Here is a 14,971-nt window from a genome sequence, read left to right as displayed (position 1 = left end):
TGCTCGGGGACTGGCCGTGTCAAAAAGAACTATCGCCCTCGCCGTCGTCGCTCTGCTGGCGCTCGCCGCGCTCGGCTATTGGGTGTTCGGCGGCAACGACGACGAGTCCCGCATCGTTCTACAGGGCAACGTCGATCTGCGTCAGATCGAACTGCCGTTCAACGACAGCGAGCGCATCGCCGAAGTGCTGGTCGAGGAAGGCTCCAAGGTGAAGGCCGGCCAGGTGCTAGCGCGGCTCGATACCGGCCGACTCCTGCCCCGCGTCGCGCAGGCCGAAGCTCGCGCCGCCGCGCAACGTGAGGTGCTCAGGAAACTTCGCAATGGCGCGCGTCCCGAAGAGATTGCTCAAGCCCGAGCAGCCCTGGCAGCGGCGCAAGCCGAAGCCGCGAATGCCACGAGCCAATTGCAGCGTTTGCGCAGTATCAGCGACGAATCCAAAGGACGCGCCATCAGCCCGCAGGATCTGGAAGCAGCTATCGCGGCGGCACGCATGAGCGAAGCTCAGGCCGAGAGTTCGCGTAAAGCACTCGAGCTGACGCTCGCCGGCCCACGCCAGGAAGAAATCGACCAAGCAAAGGCGCAACTCGATGCGGCCGAAGCCGATCTCGCCCTGCTCAAACGACAACTTGCCGATGCGGAACTGCTCGCGCCGACCGATGGCGTGATTCGCAATCGCCTCATGGAGCCAGGCGAGCTGGCCAACCCGCAGCGGCCGGTGTTCGCGATTGCAATCACCACGCCGAAATGGGTGCGAGCATATCTGTCCGAAGTCGAATTGAGCCGTGTCGCACTGGGCGCACCGGCACGCGTAACCATGGACAGTGCGCCGAACGATCCGCTCGAGGGCAAAGTCGGTTTCATCTCCTCCACGGCGGAGTTCACGCCGAAAACCGTGCAGACCGAGGAGCTGCGCACCAGCCTGGTCTACGAGATTCGCGTCTTCGTCGACGATCCCGACGACCGGCTGCGGCTCGGCATGCCGGCGACGGTGACGATCACGCCCGTTGGCCAGCCAGCGAACACGCGAGAGTCCGGAAGATGAACGCCGCCGACGACTTCATCGTTCGTGGTGACAATCTCACCAAACGATTCGAACGTCCGAAGCTCGACCCGGTCACGGCGCTCAACCGCGTGTCGTTCGGCGCACGACCTGGCGCGTTGATCGCGCTCGTCGGTCCGGACGGCGCAGGCAAGACGACGCTGCTGCGTCTCACAGCGGGACTCATGCGGGCCGATGAAGGCACCCTCACCGTGCTCGGCCTGGACGCCGCGAAACAGCCGCAAGCGATCCAGGATCGCATCAGCTACATGCCTCAGCGCTTCGGTCTCTACGAGGACTTGAGCGTGCAGGAGAATCTCGATCTGTATGCGGACCTCCATGGCGTCGGCCCGGAGCAACGCGCCGAGCGTTATCCACGGCTCATGGAAATGACGGCACTCGCGCCCTTTCTCGACCGGCTCGCCGGCAAGCTCTCCGGCGGCATGAAACAAAAGCTGGGCCTCGCCTGCACGCTGGTGCGCTCGCCGGAGCTGTTGTTGCTGGACGAACCGACCGTCGGTGTCGATCCACTCTCGCGGCGCGAGCTGTGGGACATCGTCAGCGGGCTCGTGGAGAACGAAGGACTGTCCGTGATCGTCAGCACGTCCTATATGGACGAAGCAGAGCGTTGCGCGCACGTCGTGGTGCTGCACGAGGGCAACGTACTGGCGAACGGCACACCGAAAGAGTTGATGTCCCGCGCGACCGGTCATTCGTTCCTGGCGATGTCACAGCGCGAAACTCCCGCGCGCAAACTGCAAGCAGACCTCATCGATCGCCCCGACGTAATCGACGCCGTGCCTCACGGCGGCCAGGTGCGGGTGGTTCTGGGAGATCGCGAGCCGTTGTCGCTGCAGGACGTGACGTTCGAACCGACGCCGCCCATCCTCGAAGACAGCTTGATGATGCTGCTGCGTCACAAGACGGACGAGCAGCCTGCCGCGAACGCGGCGCTGGAGTTGAGCAAGAAGGCTTCACAGGATCATTCCGAGGTCGTCATCGAAGTGCACGACCTGGTGCGCAAGTTCGGCGACTTCACGGCGGTGAACCGGACCAGCTTCGAAGTGAAGCGCGGCGAAGTGTTTGGGCTGCTCGGCCCGAACGGAGCTGGCAAGACGACTACCTTTCGTATGCTGTGTGGCTTGCTGCCAGCAACGTCCGGCACATTGAAAGTGGCCGGCGCTGACCTGCGACGTGCACGCGCCGAGGCGCGACAGAACATCGGCTACGTCGCGCAGAAATTCTCGCTCTATGGCGATATCAGCGTGCTCGAGAACCTGCAGTTCTTCGCCGGCGCCTACGGTTTGCGAAATTCTCGAGCAGCACAACGCATCGAGTGGGCGCTCGACAATTTCGAGCTCAAGGAGCGCGTGACATCCACGGCAGGCTCGCTGCCCGGCGGCTTCCAACGCCGCCTGGCCATGGCCGCCGCCCTGCTGCACGAGCCCGCCATCGTGTTCCTCGACGAGCCGACGAGCGGCGCGGATCCTTTGGCAAGGCGCGAGTTCTGGCGGCGTATCGGCTCGCTCGCCGATCACGGCACGACCATCGTGGTCACCACTCATTTCATGGAAGAAGCCGAGTACTGCGATCGGATCATGATCCAGGACGCGGGCACGATGCTGGCGATCGGCACGCCGGAGGAAGTGCGCAGACAGGCCGGCTCGGGCGGCGAACCTGCGCACTCGATGGAAGACGCCTTCATCGGCATCGTCGAGCAAGCCCGAGAACGGGCGCAGCGACAGGACCACGCGGCATGAGCGACGTTCATCCACCTCGTCTGTCCTGGCGGCGCTTGCGCGCGCTCACGGTGAAAGAAACCCGTCAGCTGCTTCGTGACAAGAGCAACCTGATGGTCGGCCTGTTCCTGCCGTTCGTGCTGATTCTGGTGTTCGGCTACGGCTTGTCGTTCGACATCACCAACGCACCGGTGGCGATCGTCTCGCAGGACACCTCGCCCACTGCCAAGGATGTCGTCTCCGGCTTCCATTTGTCGCCCTACTTCACTGTGACCCAGTTGAATTCCATGGCGGAGGCGCAGAGCTTGATGCGCGCCGGCAAGGTCGAGGCGATCGTCTATCTGCAGTCCGACTTTTCTCGTCGACTGGCTGCGAGCGACGCGACCATCCAGGTGCTAGTCAACGGCGTCGACGCAAACCGGGCGCGCGTGCTCGAAGGGTTTGCGCAAGGCGCGATTGCACAGTGGAGCAACAAACGTGCAGTGTCTGGCGCCAGCATGGCCCCGGCGCCCGCGGTCAGGCTGGAAACGCGCTTGTGGTTCAACGAAGCCAACACCAGCACTCACTTTCTGGTGCCCGGTCTCATCGTGCTGATCATGACGCTGAATGGCGCGCTCTTGACGTCGCTCGTCATGGCCCGCGAATGGGAGCGCGGCACGCTGGAATCGCTGTTCGTCACGCCGATCAATACTGGCGAGCTGATCGCCTCGAAGCTCATTCCCTACTTCGGCGTGGGCCTGGCGGGCCTCACGATGTGCCTGCTCGCGGGCAAGTTCATGTTCTTCGTCCCCATCCGCGGCTCGTTGCTGCTGATCGTGTTGATCTCAATGCTGTACCTGCTGGTGTCGCTGAGCCTGGGCCTGCTGATCTCCGCTGCCACCAAGAATCAATTCCTCGCCTCGCAGATCGCGCTGATCACCAGCTTTCTGCCGGCGCTGATGCTCTCGGGGTTTATTTTCGATCTGCGCAGCGTGCCTGCGATCGTGCGCGCCATCAGCACTGTGCTGCCGCCGACCTACTACGTCGAAGCGCTGCAGACGCTATTTCTCGCCGGTAACGTGCCCGGCCTGCTGATCAAAGACACGGCCGTGCTGCTCACAGCAGCTGTCGTGCTGTTCGTGCTGATCCGGATCAACACAAAGAAGCAACTGGTATGAACGCGACGCTACATCGGATCGCGATCCTGATCCGCAAGGAGCTGATCGCCATCTTGAAAGATCCGCGCAGCCGCCTGGTGCTGGTGATGCCCGTGGTCCTGCAATCGCTGCTGTTTGGCTATGCGGCCACCTTCGATCTGAACGAGGTGCCCTACGCGCTGCTCGACACCGACCGCAGCAATGCCTCGACCCAGTTCGTGACTCTGCTCGACGGCTCGGGCGTATTCGATCGGGTGGCGAACCTGAGCAGCGCGAAGGAAATCGGCGAGACCATCGGCAAGAAACGCGCGTTGCTCGTCATCCATTTGCCCGCCGACTTCGAGCGCAACATCATTTCGGGACGCGGCGGCGTCGTACAGGTCATCGCCGACGGTCGCAACTCGAACACAGGCAACGTTGCCGCCTCGTATGTCACAGCGGCGGTCGATCGTTTCAACGCTCAGTGGAACGAGCTGCGCGGCGGCCCGACACCAGCGCTGCGAATTGAAACGCGCGCCTGGTACAACCCGAATCTGGAAACACGCTGGGCCATGATTCCCAGCCTGATCGGCGCGCTGAGCATGCTTCAGGTGCTGATGCTGTCCGCACTGTCGGTGGCGAGGGAACGCGAACAGGGCACGTTCGATCAACTGCTCGTGACGCCGCTGCGCCCGACGGAGATCATGGTCGGCAAAGCCGTGCCGCCGATCCTGATCGGGCTGGTGCAGTCCTCCATCATTTTCCTGATCGCGCGCTTCTGGTTCGGCATTCCTTTCCAAGGCTCGCTGTTCACGCTGTATTCCGGCCTGCTGCTGTTCACGACCGCGGCGGTCGGCATTGGCCTCGCGCTCTCGGCGTTCTCGAAGACCATGCAGCAGGCGATGCTGTACACGTTCGTCTTGCTGATGCCGATGATGCTGCTGTCGGGCCTGACCTCGGCGATCAGCAACATGCCGCCGGCCATGCAATACCTCACTTATGCCAATCCGCTGCGCTATGCCATCGATCTGGTGCGGCGGGTGTATCTCGAAGGAGCGAGCTTCGGCTATCTGCTCCACGACATGTGGCCGCTGGTGGTCATCGCGTTGGTGACCCTGCCGGCCGCCGTGTGGTTGTTCAGACACCGGCTCGTTTAGGTGCGTCATGCGAAGCAAGATCTGGATCATCCTCAGTTCGGCGCTGTTGAGCGCGTGCGCCGTCGGCCCCGACTTCAAGGAGCCGCAAGCCGACCTGCCGCAACAGTGGCGAGCACCGACGGCGACGAACGCCGCGGTCGAACACGAGTGGTGGAAGCAATTCCAGGATCCGACGCTCGATGATCTCGTCACACGCGCGCTTGCGAACAACGCGCAGGTGCAGATCGCGACGCTGCGAGTCGCGCAGAGTCGCGTAGTCCGTGGCGTCGAGGCGGGTGCGCGCTGGCCAGTATTGAACGCCAGCGCCGTCTATTCACGCGAGCGAACCAGCGAGAACGGCACCGCCACCCGCATGATCGACTTGATCGCCCCGCCAAGCGGTCGCGACCAGATCGTCTCGCTGCTCAGCGAACCCTTCAGTGTCTTCCAGGGCGGTTTCGACGTCGGCTGGGAGCTGGACCTGTGGGGTCGCGTGCGCCGCTCGGTCGAAGCGGCCAACGCCAACGTGCGGCTGAGCGAACAAGATCTGCGCGACGCTCAACTTTCTCTGGTTGGCGAAGTGGTGCGCGGCTATCTCGAATTGCGGGGCGTACAGGATCAGCTGCGCATCGCGAATGCGGACGTAGCCGCCAGCGCGGATCTGGTGGAGCTTACGCAGTATCGAGTCAAGGGCGGTCTCGTCGACGAGCTCGATCTCACCACGCAGCGCGCCCGTCTCGCCGAAGCGAGATCGAACATCCCGCAACTGAGACAACAGGAAACGCAGCTCGTGAGTGCCCTGGCAGTGTTGCTCAACGTGCAGCCCGGCGCTCTCGATGCGCAACTCGTCGCCACGCCGCCGACCTTCTCCGTACCCTCGACGGTGGCCGGCGGCGTGCCTTCAGAAATGGCCAGGCGGCGCCCGGACATTCAACGGGCCGAAGCCCAGTTGCAGGCGGCCACGGCTGAAATCGGCGTCGCCGTCGCGGACTTATATCCTCGCTTCACGCTGACCGGCAGCTTCGTCCAACAATCGCTGCACGGCTCGGATCTCACCGGCTGGGGCTCTCGGCAGTGGTCCATCGGGCCGAGCCTGAGCCTGCCGATCTTCGATGGCGGCCGTCGACGCGCCGCTGTCGAGCTTCGTAAGCTCGATCAACAGCAGGCTGCTGTTACGTATCAGCAAACGGTGTTGCGCGCATGGCATGAGATCGAGAATGCGCTGAGCGGCTACAGCGCCGAGCGAGAGCGCAATAGCGAGCTCGCCACCGCGCTCGCTCAGAGCCGCGACGCGTACGAGATCGCGCGAGTCCGCTACAACCACGGCATGATCAACTATCTTGCCGAGCTCGATGCGCGTCGCACGTTACTGCAAACCGAACGCGCCTTCAGTCAAAGCAACACTCAGCTGGGAACTCAGTGGGTCGCGGTCTATAAAGCGCTCGGCGGCGCCTGGACGCCCTGAGGCCGACATACCGCTTGGGCGTATGAGTACTGACTCGGTGCGGCCAGGGCGCCATTCAGCAGGAGATCGACTGCCGAAGTGACGCGAGCGTGCATCTCGGTCAGGTCGGGACGCCCTCTGCGTCAGCGTCTTTCACTATCCCGCCACGCCCGGCTTTCGAGGGCCGACATTGACGCTGGCCGGAGCGGTGTTTGGTTATCCTCTGCTCGCGTTTGGCTGCGCGTGCACCCTAGCTGCGTCGCTCGAGTGGGAGCGAGCCTTCGGCGCCTGGCGTGTGCCCGGCGCGGGAACGATCGCGATCCTCTCCTATAGTATCTATCTGTCGCACAAGCTGACCTCGCACGCCAACGAGCTGCTGTTCGGCAAGGAGTCGATGAGCGGCGCCGGCGGTTTTGCGCTCTACTTTGTGAGCAGCATCGCGGTCGGCGCGCTGCTCTGGCTGGCAGTCGAGCGACCGTTCCTGCTGCTCAGGGAGCGGATCCTCCAGCCGGGCCGCGCTCCGGATAGTTGATCAATATCCGATCGCCTTGCCGCGCTCGTTGCGCCCATCGCTGGCGCCGAGCCGCTGGCCCGTTGCGAGATCGATCTGGATGCACTCGCCGTCGCCGCCGAGGCCGAAGCTGACCGCGTGTCCGCGAGCTTCGAGCAGCTTGACCGTATCGGGCGAGAAACGATTGCGCTCCATGATGATCCGATCGGGCAACCATTGATGATGAAAGCGCGGCGCATTGACCGCCTGCTGGATGTCGAGCCCGAAGTCGGCGACGCCGATCAGGATGTTCGCGACGGTCGTGATGATGGTCGGGCCGCCCGGCGAGCCCAGCACCAGCCAGAGTTTGCCGTCTTTCAACACGATGGTCGGCGTCATGGCCGACAACGGCCGCTTGTTCGGCCCGACCAGGTTGGCATCGCTTTGGATCAGGCCGAACATGTTGGGCACACCGGCCTTCGCCGAAAAATCGTCCATCTCGTTGTTGAGCAGGAAGCCCAGCGACCCGATCGTCACCTTCGAGCCGTAGCTGCCGTTGAGCGTGGTGGTCACGGCGACTGCGTTGCCGTCTTTGTCGACGACCGAATAGTGAGTCGTCTGCGTCGACTCGGGCGCCGTCTTCACCGGCTTCTTTTTCGCGTACTCGGCGAGTGCTTTGGACACTTGCGGCCGCTCCAGCCGCGTCGACGCGCTGGCACGCTGCGGGTCGATGGAGGCCCGCCACTCGACGGCATATCTCTTATCGGCCAGCTCGATGACCGGCAGCGTGCTGAATTCCGGATCGCCCAGGTACTGCGCGCGATCGTAGAACGCGCGACGGTAGCTCTCTGCGATCAAGTGAATCGCCTCCGCCGAGCCAAAGCCCGCCTTCGCGAGATCGAAGCCTTCGAGGATGTTGAGCGTCTCGACCAGCGCGATACCGCCCGAGGACGGCGGCGGCGCACTGATCACCTCGAGACCTCGATAGCTGCCACGCACCGGCTCGCGCTCGACGACCTCATAGTTTTTCAGATCCTGCACCGTGATCAGACCGCCGCCCTGCTGCATGAACTCGGCGATCTCGCGCGCCATCTTGCCTGTGTAGAACTCATCGGGATTGGCAACGATGCGCTCCAGCGTGCGCGCCAGCTCGGGCTGTTTCAGCACATCGCCCTGATGCCAGCCTTTGCCGTCGTTCTGGAAGATGCGCTTGGAATCCGGGAAATTGGGCATGTGCTTGTCGTTGGTGAGCGCACGCGCCTCGGCCCAATCGAGCTCGAACCCTTCGCGCGCCAGCTTGATCGCCGGCGCGACGACCTGCTGCAGTGTCAGCTTGCCGTACTTCTTTTGCGCGTGAACCATGCCTTTGACCGAGCCGGGCACGCCAATAGCCTTGTAGCCGACCCGGCTGAGCATCGGAACCACATTGCCCTGCGCATCCTGATACATGGTCGCGGAGGCTTTGCCGGGCGCCTTCTCGCGGAAGTCGAGGAAGTGAGTGTCGCCCGAGCTCATGCGAACCAGCATGAAGCCGCCGCCCCCGAGATTGCCCGCGGCCGGATGCACGACAGCGAGCGCAAATCCGGTCGCGACGGCCGCGTCGATTGCGTTCCCGCCCGCCTTCATCATGTCGACGCCGGCCTGCGATGCCAGCTCGTGCACGCTCGCGACCATGCCATGGTCGGCACGCTCGGGCTGCATGCCCGCGCCGGAGCACAACGGCGCGACGATCAGGGTGAAAATAAATACAAAACATCGAGCTTGCAGCTTCATGCGGCGGGCCTGTCTGTCCGAAGGGCCCGCGCATTGTGCGGCAGTCGGCGCGGTAACTGAATACCCTGTTGGATAGCCAGCAGCAGACGCTTATGAATGCCTCACGGCAGGACCTCAACCCTGGCCGATTTGGAGCTGACCGAATTCGGGCAAGATCCTGTCGCGGCGACCCCGTCTTGCCCTATCCTGCGGCCATGTTCGAAACGCACGATCTCATGGTGTTCGTCGTCGCCGGGTTGCTACTCAACGTGACTCCGGGGCCCGATGTTCTGTACATCGCGAGCTGCAGCGTGCGGCAGGGCTGGAAATCGGGCGCGGTCGCTGCTTTTGGCATCACTGCCGGGTGCTTCATACATATCATGGCTGCAGCGTTCGGCTTGTCCGCGCTCTTGATGGCCTCTGCCACCTCTTTCGCTATCCTGAAAATCTGCGGCGCCGCGTATCTGATCTATGTGGGTGTCTCGCTGATGATCCAGCGGCCAGCGACGGCTACCAGCCCCGCAGCTGTGCCGACGCGCGTGCGCAAGGTGTTTCTGCAGGGGTTCTTGACCAACGCACTGAACCCGAAGGTCGCGCTGTTCTTTCTGGCCTTCGTGCCCCAGTTCATCAATAGCGGCGCCACCGAGAAAGCGGCTGCGTTCCTGTTCCTGGGCACGCTCTTCAATTTCAACAGCCTGCTATGGAACCTGCTCGTCGCCTGGTCCGCAGCGCAAGCCAGCGGCAAGCTGCGCAACAGCGGAATGGTCGCATGGATGAACCGCTGCATCGGTGGCCTGTTCGTCGCACTGGGCATCAAGCTGGCTTTCGCAAGATCGGCCTGAGCTGGTTCTGGGCCGTCGTTTCTTTCACCGATTTCTGCAGGTTGAGGAATGAAAACTGCTCACGCAGTATTCAACCATGCAGACTACTTCGGATGACACCGCCCGGCCGCGCCTGCCGCCGGGTCAACGAGTCCGCCCGGACTTCCCTCGATTTGGCATCGTGGCCTTCGCCAGGCAAAAGCTCCCGGCGAGCGGCGTTCGTATCGAAATTCTCGGTGCAATCGAGCACCCCCTCGTCCTGACAGCCGTCGAGCTCGCAACACTGCCGCGCGTAACGCAGCGGGCTGACTTTCATTGCGCTGCCGGCTGGAGTCATCTGTCGCTCGAATGGAGCGGCTTTCGATTCAAGGATGCCTGGGAGCAGCTGATTCTTCCCAAGGCGCGCCCGACCGCGCAGATCGAGCTGGTCGTACTTCGCTGCCAGGATCGCTATCGAACGGCGCTGCCGCTCGCCGATCTGCTGGCCGCCGACGTACTGCTAGCCGATCGACTGAACGGTGAGCCGCTCACCGTCGAGCACGGTGCGCCGATCCGCCTCATCGCTCCCGCGCACTACGGATACAAGAATGCGAAACATCTCAGCCACCTCGAGCTGCGACCGGACGAACATGGTTATCGTGCGCAGGTGCGCCTGTTGGATCACCCTCGTGCCCGGGTAGCACAGGAAGAGCGTGGCCAGTTCCTGCCCGGATGGATACTGCGTCACGCATTTCGTCCATGCATCGAACCGATCGTTCGCGCCATCAAGGCAATCGGCGATAGCCAGCGTTCGTAAGTCGCCCACTTGGGCCGATCGCGGATCTGAATACCGCCGCGCACCTGCACGGCGCTCGCAGTGACGACACCCCGACGCCGTGAGCCGAGCTCCAGCACCGCTGGATCGAACGGCAAACCGCAAAACCCCGTCACGCGTCGCAGTTGTGACTCCGGGTCCGTCAGGAGCTGCGCGTATTCCACGTCGAGTGTTCGGCCGGCAAAACGCGCGCGCCAGTGTCTCATCAAATCGGCGTACCCACGATAGTAGTCCGCCAGCTCGCGAAGGTCATAGCTGTACGGGTTCGCATCAGAAAAGAGCTCACGCAGGTTGGAGAAGCAAGTCTCCATGGGATCACGCACCATGTGCAGAATCTTCGCCTGCGGCAGAGCGTGCGCGATGAAACCGATGTTCAGGAAATTGGCAGGAAGCTTGTCGGTGAAGTATCGCGCCTCGCCCAGTCGCCATCGAACGCCGTCGAGATAGCGCTTGCCCGCAACACCGAGGTCGACGCTGCGCGCTCGCTCGACCAGGGTGGCATCGATCACGCCCTTGCAATGACGATCCGTCGTGTAGCGCATCGCGCTAGTGAAGTCATAGAGCTCGCCGAGTGCAGCGATTTGCGGATGCCCCGCGAGCATCTGCTCCAGTAACGTCGTCCCGGAGCGATGCATGCCCACGATGAAGATCGGCGTTGGACCGCCGTCGCCATGGGCCGTGCCGCTGCCCTCGAACGTCCGCAATACATCGAACAGATGCTGCGTTGTGCGAGGGTCATAGTTCAGACGCGATCGTTTCGCACGACAGCCCTGCATCAACGCCTGCCACGCCTCGTCATATTGCTGCAGGTCGTCGAGCTCCTTGTGAAGCGCGAACGACAGCAACGCAATGTCGTCCGTGGATCGTCCGGGACGCGCAAGTTCTTGCCGGATTGCGTAGACGTGATTGTGCTCGGCAGTCTGGCGCCGCAAGCCTGCTCGCAGCCAATAGCCTTGCGCGATCTCCGGAGCACGGCGGATGGCGCGATTCACATCTCGTTCGGCTTCGTCGAATCGTCCGAGATACGTGAGAATCTGCGTGCGCGCGAGCAGCGTCGTCGGATAGTCGGGATCGGCCCGGCGCGCCTCGTCGAGATAGTCGATCGCGCGCTCCGGAAGATTGAGATAACTCAGCTGCGCCCCGGCGGCGATCAGCAGCGGAATGGACATCCTGGCGGGCGGCCCTGCCCGTTCGATGCACGCCAACAGTTCCGCCCCCCTGTTGAATGTGCGCAAGCGTGGCAGCAGCTCGGTAAGGATCTTCGCATCCGTCGTTCCAGTTCGTGCGGCGGCGAGCGCGAAGTTCTCGGCGCGACGATAATCCCCTCGCAGCGAATGCACATACGACAGTTGCACTAGCGTATGGGGATCGTCCGGCGCCAGCGCGAGAACCTTTTCGTACGCAGCGATCGCTGCGTCCCACTCCCGTCTGCCAGCCAGCGCCTCCGCGCTCGCCAGCATCGAACGCACCTCATGAGAAACGGCCGCCTGACGGCGGCCGTATGAAGCAGATTCGCTCCCGTCGCTCAAAAGTTATAAACCAACGAGAACTGAAACTCGCGCGGCGACTGAAATGCCCGAGGCACGAGATAGGTGCTCACCGGAGCACCGGTCGCGCCATCTTCCGCACGATCGTCCACAGCGACGGCTTCTTGCTTGTTGAAGACGTTGAAAACATCCATTTTCGCGGTCAATCCTTCAGCCCAATGCGGAGTGTAAGCAAAGCTCAGGTCGACCTGATAGGTCCAGGGTAATCGACCCGCCGTGCCCCGTGGCCTCGGCTCCGAAGGACCGGCTTGTCCGCCTGCCGCCGTCGTGCCACAGCGGAAGAAGGAAGAACCGTAGGGATGGATGATGCCGTTATACGGATACAGCACGCCCAGACAGTTCTTCGGTCGTCCCGACTGCACCAGCAGGTTGGTGCCGAGCGCGAATTGATCGGTGAATGAATAGCTGCCGAACACCTTCAGCGAGTGCCGGCGGTCGTTCGGCAGATAACCGTACGAGTCCACGGCCAGCTCTTTGTAATCGAAGTCCTGGGTGACGTTGGTGTCGTCCTGGCCGATGTCGGATTTGACGCCGCCTTCGGTATTGCCTTTGCTGTAAGCAAGCGTGTAGGTGGCCTGCATGAACGTGCGGTCCCAATTGCCGTCCCAGAACAGCTCGAGCGCCTTGTAGGTGCGCCGCGCCTTCGGCGAGAGCAGAGCGCCATCAACTGTCGTCTGCTTCAACGTGCCATCGCCGTAAAGGCCGGTCAGGAAGATCGCGTCCTCGCCGGGGTTGAACATCCGGCAGAATGGAAAGCCGGCGTTCGGCAGCGCAGCCGCGCGCCCGTTGGCGTCGAACCAGAGCCCTTCATCTTCATCGAAGCTGAAACCTTCGCTCGTCAGGATCGCGGTGTAATCGCAATTGTCGTCGATGGCGGCTTTCAGCTCGCGATAGATGGCGCGGGCGCCGATGTTCTGATGATTGGTGATGCGCATCTGCGCACCGAAGATGAATTCATCCTGATACATCGGATCCAGGTTCTTCGATGCAATCGTCTGCGCGTTCTTCGGCGCGCCGAACTCGCCGTTGACGTATCGGAAGGTGCCGAGCGATGTCAGGCCCGTGGGCGCGCCAGTGACGGGATCGACCCCCGTGAACGTGTAATCGTTGCGGGTGAACAGCGAAGCACTCGCGCCGCGAATCGCAACACTAGCGGTCAATGGCAACGCATACCGGCCGGCATTGCCGTACACCTTCATCGATGAGTCGCCTTTCACGTCCCAGGCGAAACCGAGACGCGGCCCGAACTGGTTGTCGATCTCGACGTAGGTCTCGCCCTGGCCGTTCAAGTTCTCGAAGCTGTCCCAGCGCAAGCCGGCCGAGAGCAGGAAATTCTCGGTGATATTCCAGTTGTCCTCGACGTAGAACGCGCGTTGCTTGACCTCGACGCTGGCGCCTTGATTGACGATCTGCTCTCGCACCACATCGCGCCCGCCCGAGGTCGCGTAACGCCACTGACGGCCGCCTTCGATCGACTCGCCCGCCACGGACTCGAAGTCATCGAGGTCGTAGCCGAAGCGCAGCAGGTGTGCGCCCAGCTCCCATTCGGCATCGATGCGCAACTGATTGCGTTCGTCCCTGGCGTCCTCACGCTCGATGTTGCCCAGGTTCGGGAAGGTCGCAGTGATGTTGCAGGTACTCGCGTAAGTACCGGTGGTCGCGCGTCGCGCGGCTGAGCGAGCATCGACGATGACCGGGCAGCCGCTGGCTGGCGTGTCGAGATCGCCGCCGTATGCGACGCGCCGGCCGTCGGCCGTCATGAGGTGCAAACCTCGCGAGTACTCGCCATAGCCATACAACGCGGACACCGTGAACGAATCGCTGATGTAGCTCGTGTACTTGCCCACCAGGTTCGTGCCGCCGTTCTCTTCGTACTGAGTGCCGATCAAGCCGAGCCGATTGGCCGTCCCGAGAGTGTTTAGATAAACCTTGCTGGTGGTCTCTTCCTGGTCGGAGAAGCCAGTCAGCTCGAACGAATTCGCGTCGTTGATGTGCCAGTCGAGCTTTACCAGCCAGCTCGGCCGCTCGGTCTTGTCGTTGGTATTGTTGGCCTGGGTGACATTGCCCCAGCGGTCCTCTTCGTGCTCGCTGTAGCCGATCAACGCAAAGGCGAACAGCTTGTCCGTCACCAGCGCGCCGCTGGCCCAGACATTGGCGGTCCACTCGCCGGTCTCCTCTGCTGCGTTGATGGAGCGCACCGTGCCCAAGCTGCTCGGCTCGAGTGGATTGGAATAGATGGCATTCCTGGTCTTGGCGCGCAGCGATCCCGGCGACCAGTAGATGCTGGAGCCCGATTGGAACTCGTTGGTGCCGCGCTTCGTCGTCTGACTGACGACGCCGCCCAGCGAGCGGCCGAACTCTGCGCCATACCCGCCGGTTTTCACCTGCTGCTCGGCAATCGCCTCGAACGGGATCTTGGAGAAGTTCAGGCCGCGGAACGAGTTCGTCACGTTGAAGCCGTTCACGTAGTACTGATTCTCGGCGACCGAGGATCCGCCGAACGACGGCAACTTACCGTCCGCAAACGCGAAGTCGCCGCGCACGGCGCCGGGAGCCAGCAACGCCGCCGACGTGAGATCGCGCAACACAGGAATCTTCGAGAGTTGATCGGCGGACAGGATGGTGACCGACTCCACCGAGGAAACATCGATCGGATTGACACGCACTCCGGTCACGACGATGTTTTCCATCGTCAGGGTGCCGTCGGACGCCGAGACGAAATTCACCGGCGTACCTGTGCCGGCGCTGACCAGGACGCTGTCGCGGACCACGGTCGTACCGTCTGTATGGCGCAACGTGATTCGGTACCTGCCGGGCGACAGTGCAGGCACGCGATAAGAACCATCGGAGCCCACGGAAATTTCCCGGCGAAATCCTGTCCCTTCACCCTCGACTACGACAGTGTCTCCCGAGGCTGCCTGTCCGAACACGCTGCCGCCCGTGCTTTGGGCCCACGCCGGACTGCTCACAATCAGTGCGGCGGCACTGACCGCGAGCGCATTCCTCACCGCTACCGCGAGTGTGTTTCTCGTCAACATGATCTCCTCCTGAGAGCTGTTGTTTTGAACGTTGTT

At 62.7% G+C, this 14,971-nt stretch carries 11 protein-coding genes; 8 read left to right on the top strand and 3 right to left on the bottom strand.

Annotated elements, in window-relative coordinates; genetic code table 11:
• Nucleotides 1-16 precede the first annotated feature (16 nt).
• From EK373_RS17735 to EK373_RS17710, 6 genes are all read left to right on the top strand, one after another.
• On the top strand, nucleotides 17-1,042 hold the full coding sequence (locus EK373_RS17735; RefSeq protein WP_129645055.1) for an efflux RND transporter periplasmic adaptor subunit: 1,026 nt from the start codon (nucleotides 17-19) through the stop codon (nucleotides 1,040-1,042).
• The gene (locus EK373_RS17730) at nucleotides 1,039-2,799 is read left to right on the top strand and encodes an ATP-binding cassette domain-containing protein (protein WP_129645054.1); all 1,761 of its coding nucleotides are present in this window, start codon (nucleotides 1,039-1,041) and stop codon (nucleotides 2,797-2,799) included. The genes EK373_RS17735 and EK373_RS17730 overlap by 4 nt, the downstream gene beginning before the upstream one ends.
• Complete coding sequence (locus tag EK373_RS17725; RefSeq protein WP_129645053.1) at nucleotides 2,796-3,935, top strand: ABC transporter permease; 1,140 nt, start codon at nucleotides 2,796-2,798, stop codon at nucleotides 3,933-3,935. Before EK373_RS17730 ends, EK373_RS17725 begins: the two co-directional genes overlap by 4 nt.
• A complete protein-coding gene (locus tag EK373_RS17720; protein WP_129645052.1) occupies nucleotides 3,932-5,050 on the top strand; it encodes an ABC transporter permease in 1,119 nt (372 codons plus the stop codon). The genes EK373_RS17725 and EK373_RS17720 overlap by 4 nt, the downstream gene beginning before the upstream one ends.
• 7 nt (nucleotides 5,051-5,057) lie before the next feature.
• The gene (locus EK373_RS17715; RefSeq protein WP_129645051.1) at nucleotides 5,058-6,494 is read left to right on the top strand and encodes an efflux transporter outer membrane subunit; all 1,437 of its coding nucleotides are present in this window, start codon (nucleotides 5,058-5,060) and stop codon (nucleotides 6,492-6,494) included.
• A 169-nt stretch (nucleotides 6,495-6,663) separates the two neighbouring features.
• The gene (locus EK373_RS17710; RefSeq protein ID WP_129645050.1) at nucleotides 6,664-7,005 is read left to right on the top strand and encodes a hypothetical protein; all 342 of its coding nucleotides are present in this window, start codon (nucleotides 6,664-6,666) and stop codon (nucleotides 7,003-7,005) included.
• Here the strand turns inward: EK373_RS17710 and ggt are convergent, their stop codons facing one another.
• Nucleotides 7,006-8,736, bottom strand: coding sequence for a gamma-glutamyltransferase (ggt, locus tag EK373_RS17705; RefSeq protein ID WP_129645049.1), 1,731 nt, complete (start codon nucleotides 8,734-8,736; stop codon nucleotides 7,006-7,008). It lies immediately after the preceding gene.
• A gap of 194 nt (nucleotides 8,737-8,930) precedes the next feature.
• On the opposite strand from ggt, the gene EK373_RS17700 reads away from it, so the two are divergent.
• Entirely contained in the window at nucleotides 8,931-9,557 is a 627-nt protein-coding gene (locus EK373_RS17700) for a LysE family translocator (RefSeq protein ID WP_129645903.1), read from the top strand.
• Nucleotides 9,558-9,633: 76 nt separating this feature from the next.
• On the top strand, nucleotides 9,634-10,332 hold the full coding sequence (locus tag EK373_RS17695) for a molybdopterin-dependent oxidoreductase (protein WP_129645048.1): 699 nt from the start codon (nucleotides 9,634-9,636) through the stop codon (nucleotides 10,330-10,332).
• Here the strand turns inward: EK373_RS17695 and EK373_RS17690 are convergent.
• Nucleotides 10,260-11,810 carry a tetratricopeptide repeat-containing sulfotransferase family protein gene (locus tag EK373_RS17690; RefSeq protein WP_129645047.1) on the bottom strand — a complete coding sequence of 517 codons (1,551 nt, stop codon included), beginning with the start codon at nucleotides 11,808-11,810 and terminating at the stop codon, nucleotides 10,260-10,262. The genes EK373_RS17695 and EK373_RS17690 overlap by 73 nt on opposite strands.
• A 65-nt stretch (nucleotides 11,811-11,875) precedes the next feature.
• On the bottom strand, nucleotides 11,876-14,935 hold the full coding sequence (locus tag EK373_RS17685; protein ID WP_129645046.1) for a TonB-dependent receptor: 3,060 nt from the start codon (nucleotides 14,933-14,935) through the stop codon (nucleotides 11,876-11,878).
• Nucleotides 14,936-14,971 lie beyond the last annotated feature (36 nt).

Origin of the sequence: Peristeroidobacter agariperforans (assembly GCF_004138335.1) — a bacterium.
Lineage (GTDB): Bacteria > Pseudomonadota > Gammaproteobacteria > Steroidobacterales > Steroidobacteraceae > Steroidobacter > Steroidobacter agariperforans.
The sequence above is the reverse complement of the archived record's forward strand: the minus strand, read 5'-3'. Positions and strand labels throughout refer to the sequence as shown.

Coding starts and splice junctions, on each gene's coding strand:
- EK373_RS17690 (WP_129645047.1), bottom strand. CDS start 11,810: ATGCTGGCGAGCGCGGAGGCGCTGGCTGGCAGACGGGAGTGGGACGCA.
- ggt (WP_129645049.1), bottom strand. CDS start 8,736: ATGAAGCTGCAAGCTCGATGTTTTGTATTTATTTTCACCCTGATCGTC.
- EK373_RS17725 (WP_129645053.1), top strand. CDS start 2,796: ATGAGCGACGTTCATCCACCTCGTCTGTCCTGGCGGCGCTTGCGCGCG.
- EK373_RS17695 (WP_129645048.1), top strand. CDS start 9,634: ATGCAGACTACTTCGGATGACACCGCCCGGCCGCGCCTGCCGCCGGGT.
- EK373_RS17700 (WP_129645903.1), top strand. CDS start 8,931: ATGTTCGAAACGCACGATCTCATGGTGTTCGTCGTCGCCGGGTTGCTA.
- EK373_RS17720 (WP_129645052.1), top strand. CDS start 3,932: ATGAACGCGACGCTACATCGGATCGCGATCCTGATCCGCAAGGAGCTG.
- EK373_RS17730 (WP_129645054.1), top strand. CDS start 1,039: ATGAACGCCGCCGACGACTTCATCGTTCGTGGTGACAATCTCACCAAA.
- EK373_RS17685 (WP_129645046.1), bottom strand. CDS start 14,935: ATGTTGACGAGAAACACACTCGCGGTAGCGGTGAGGAATGCGCTCGCG.
- EK373_RS17715 (WP_129645051.1), top strand. CDS start 5,058: ATGCGAAGCAAGATCTGGATCATCCTCAGTTCGGCGCTGTTGAGCGCG.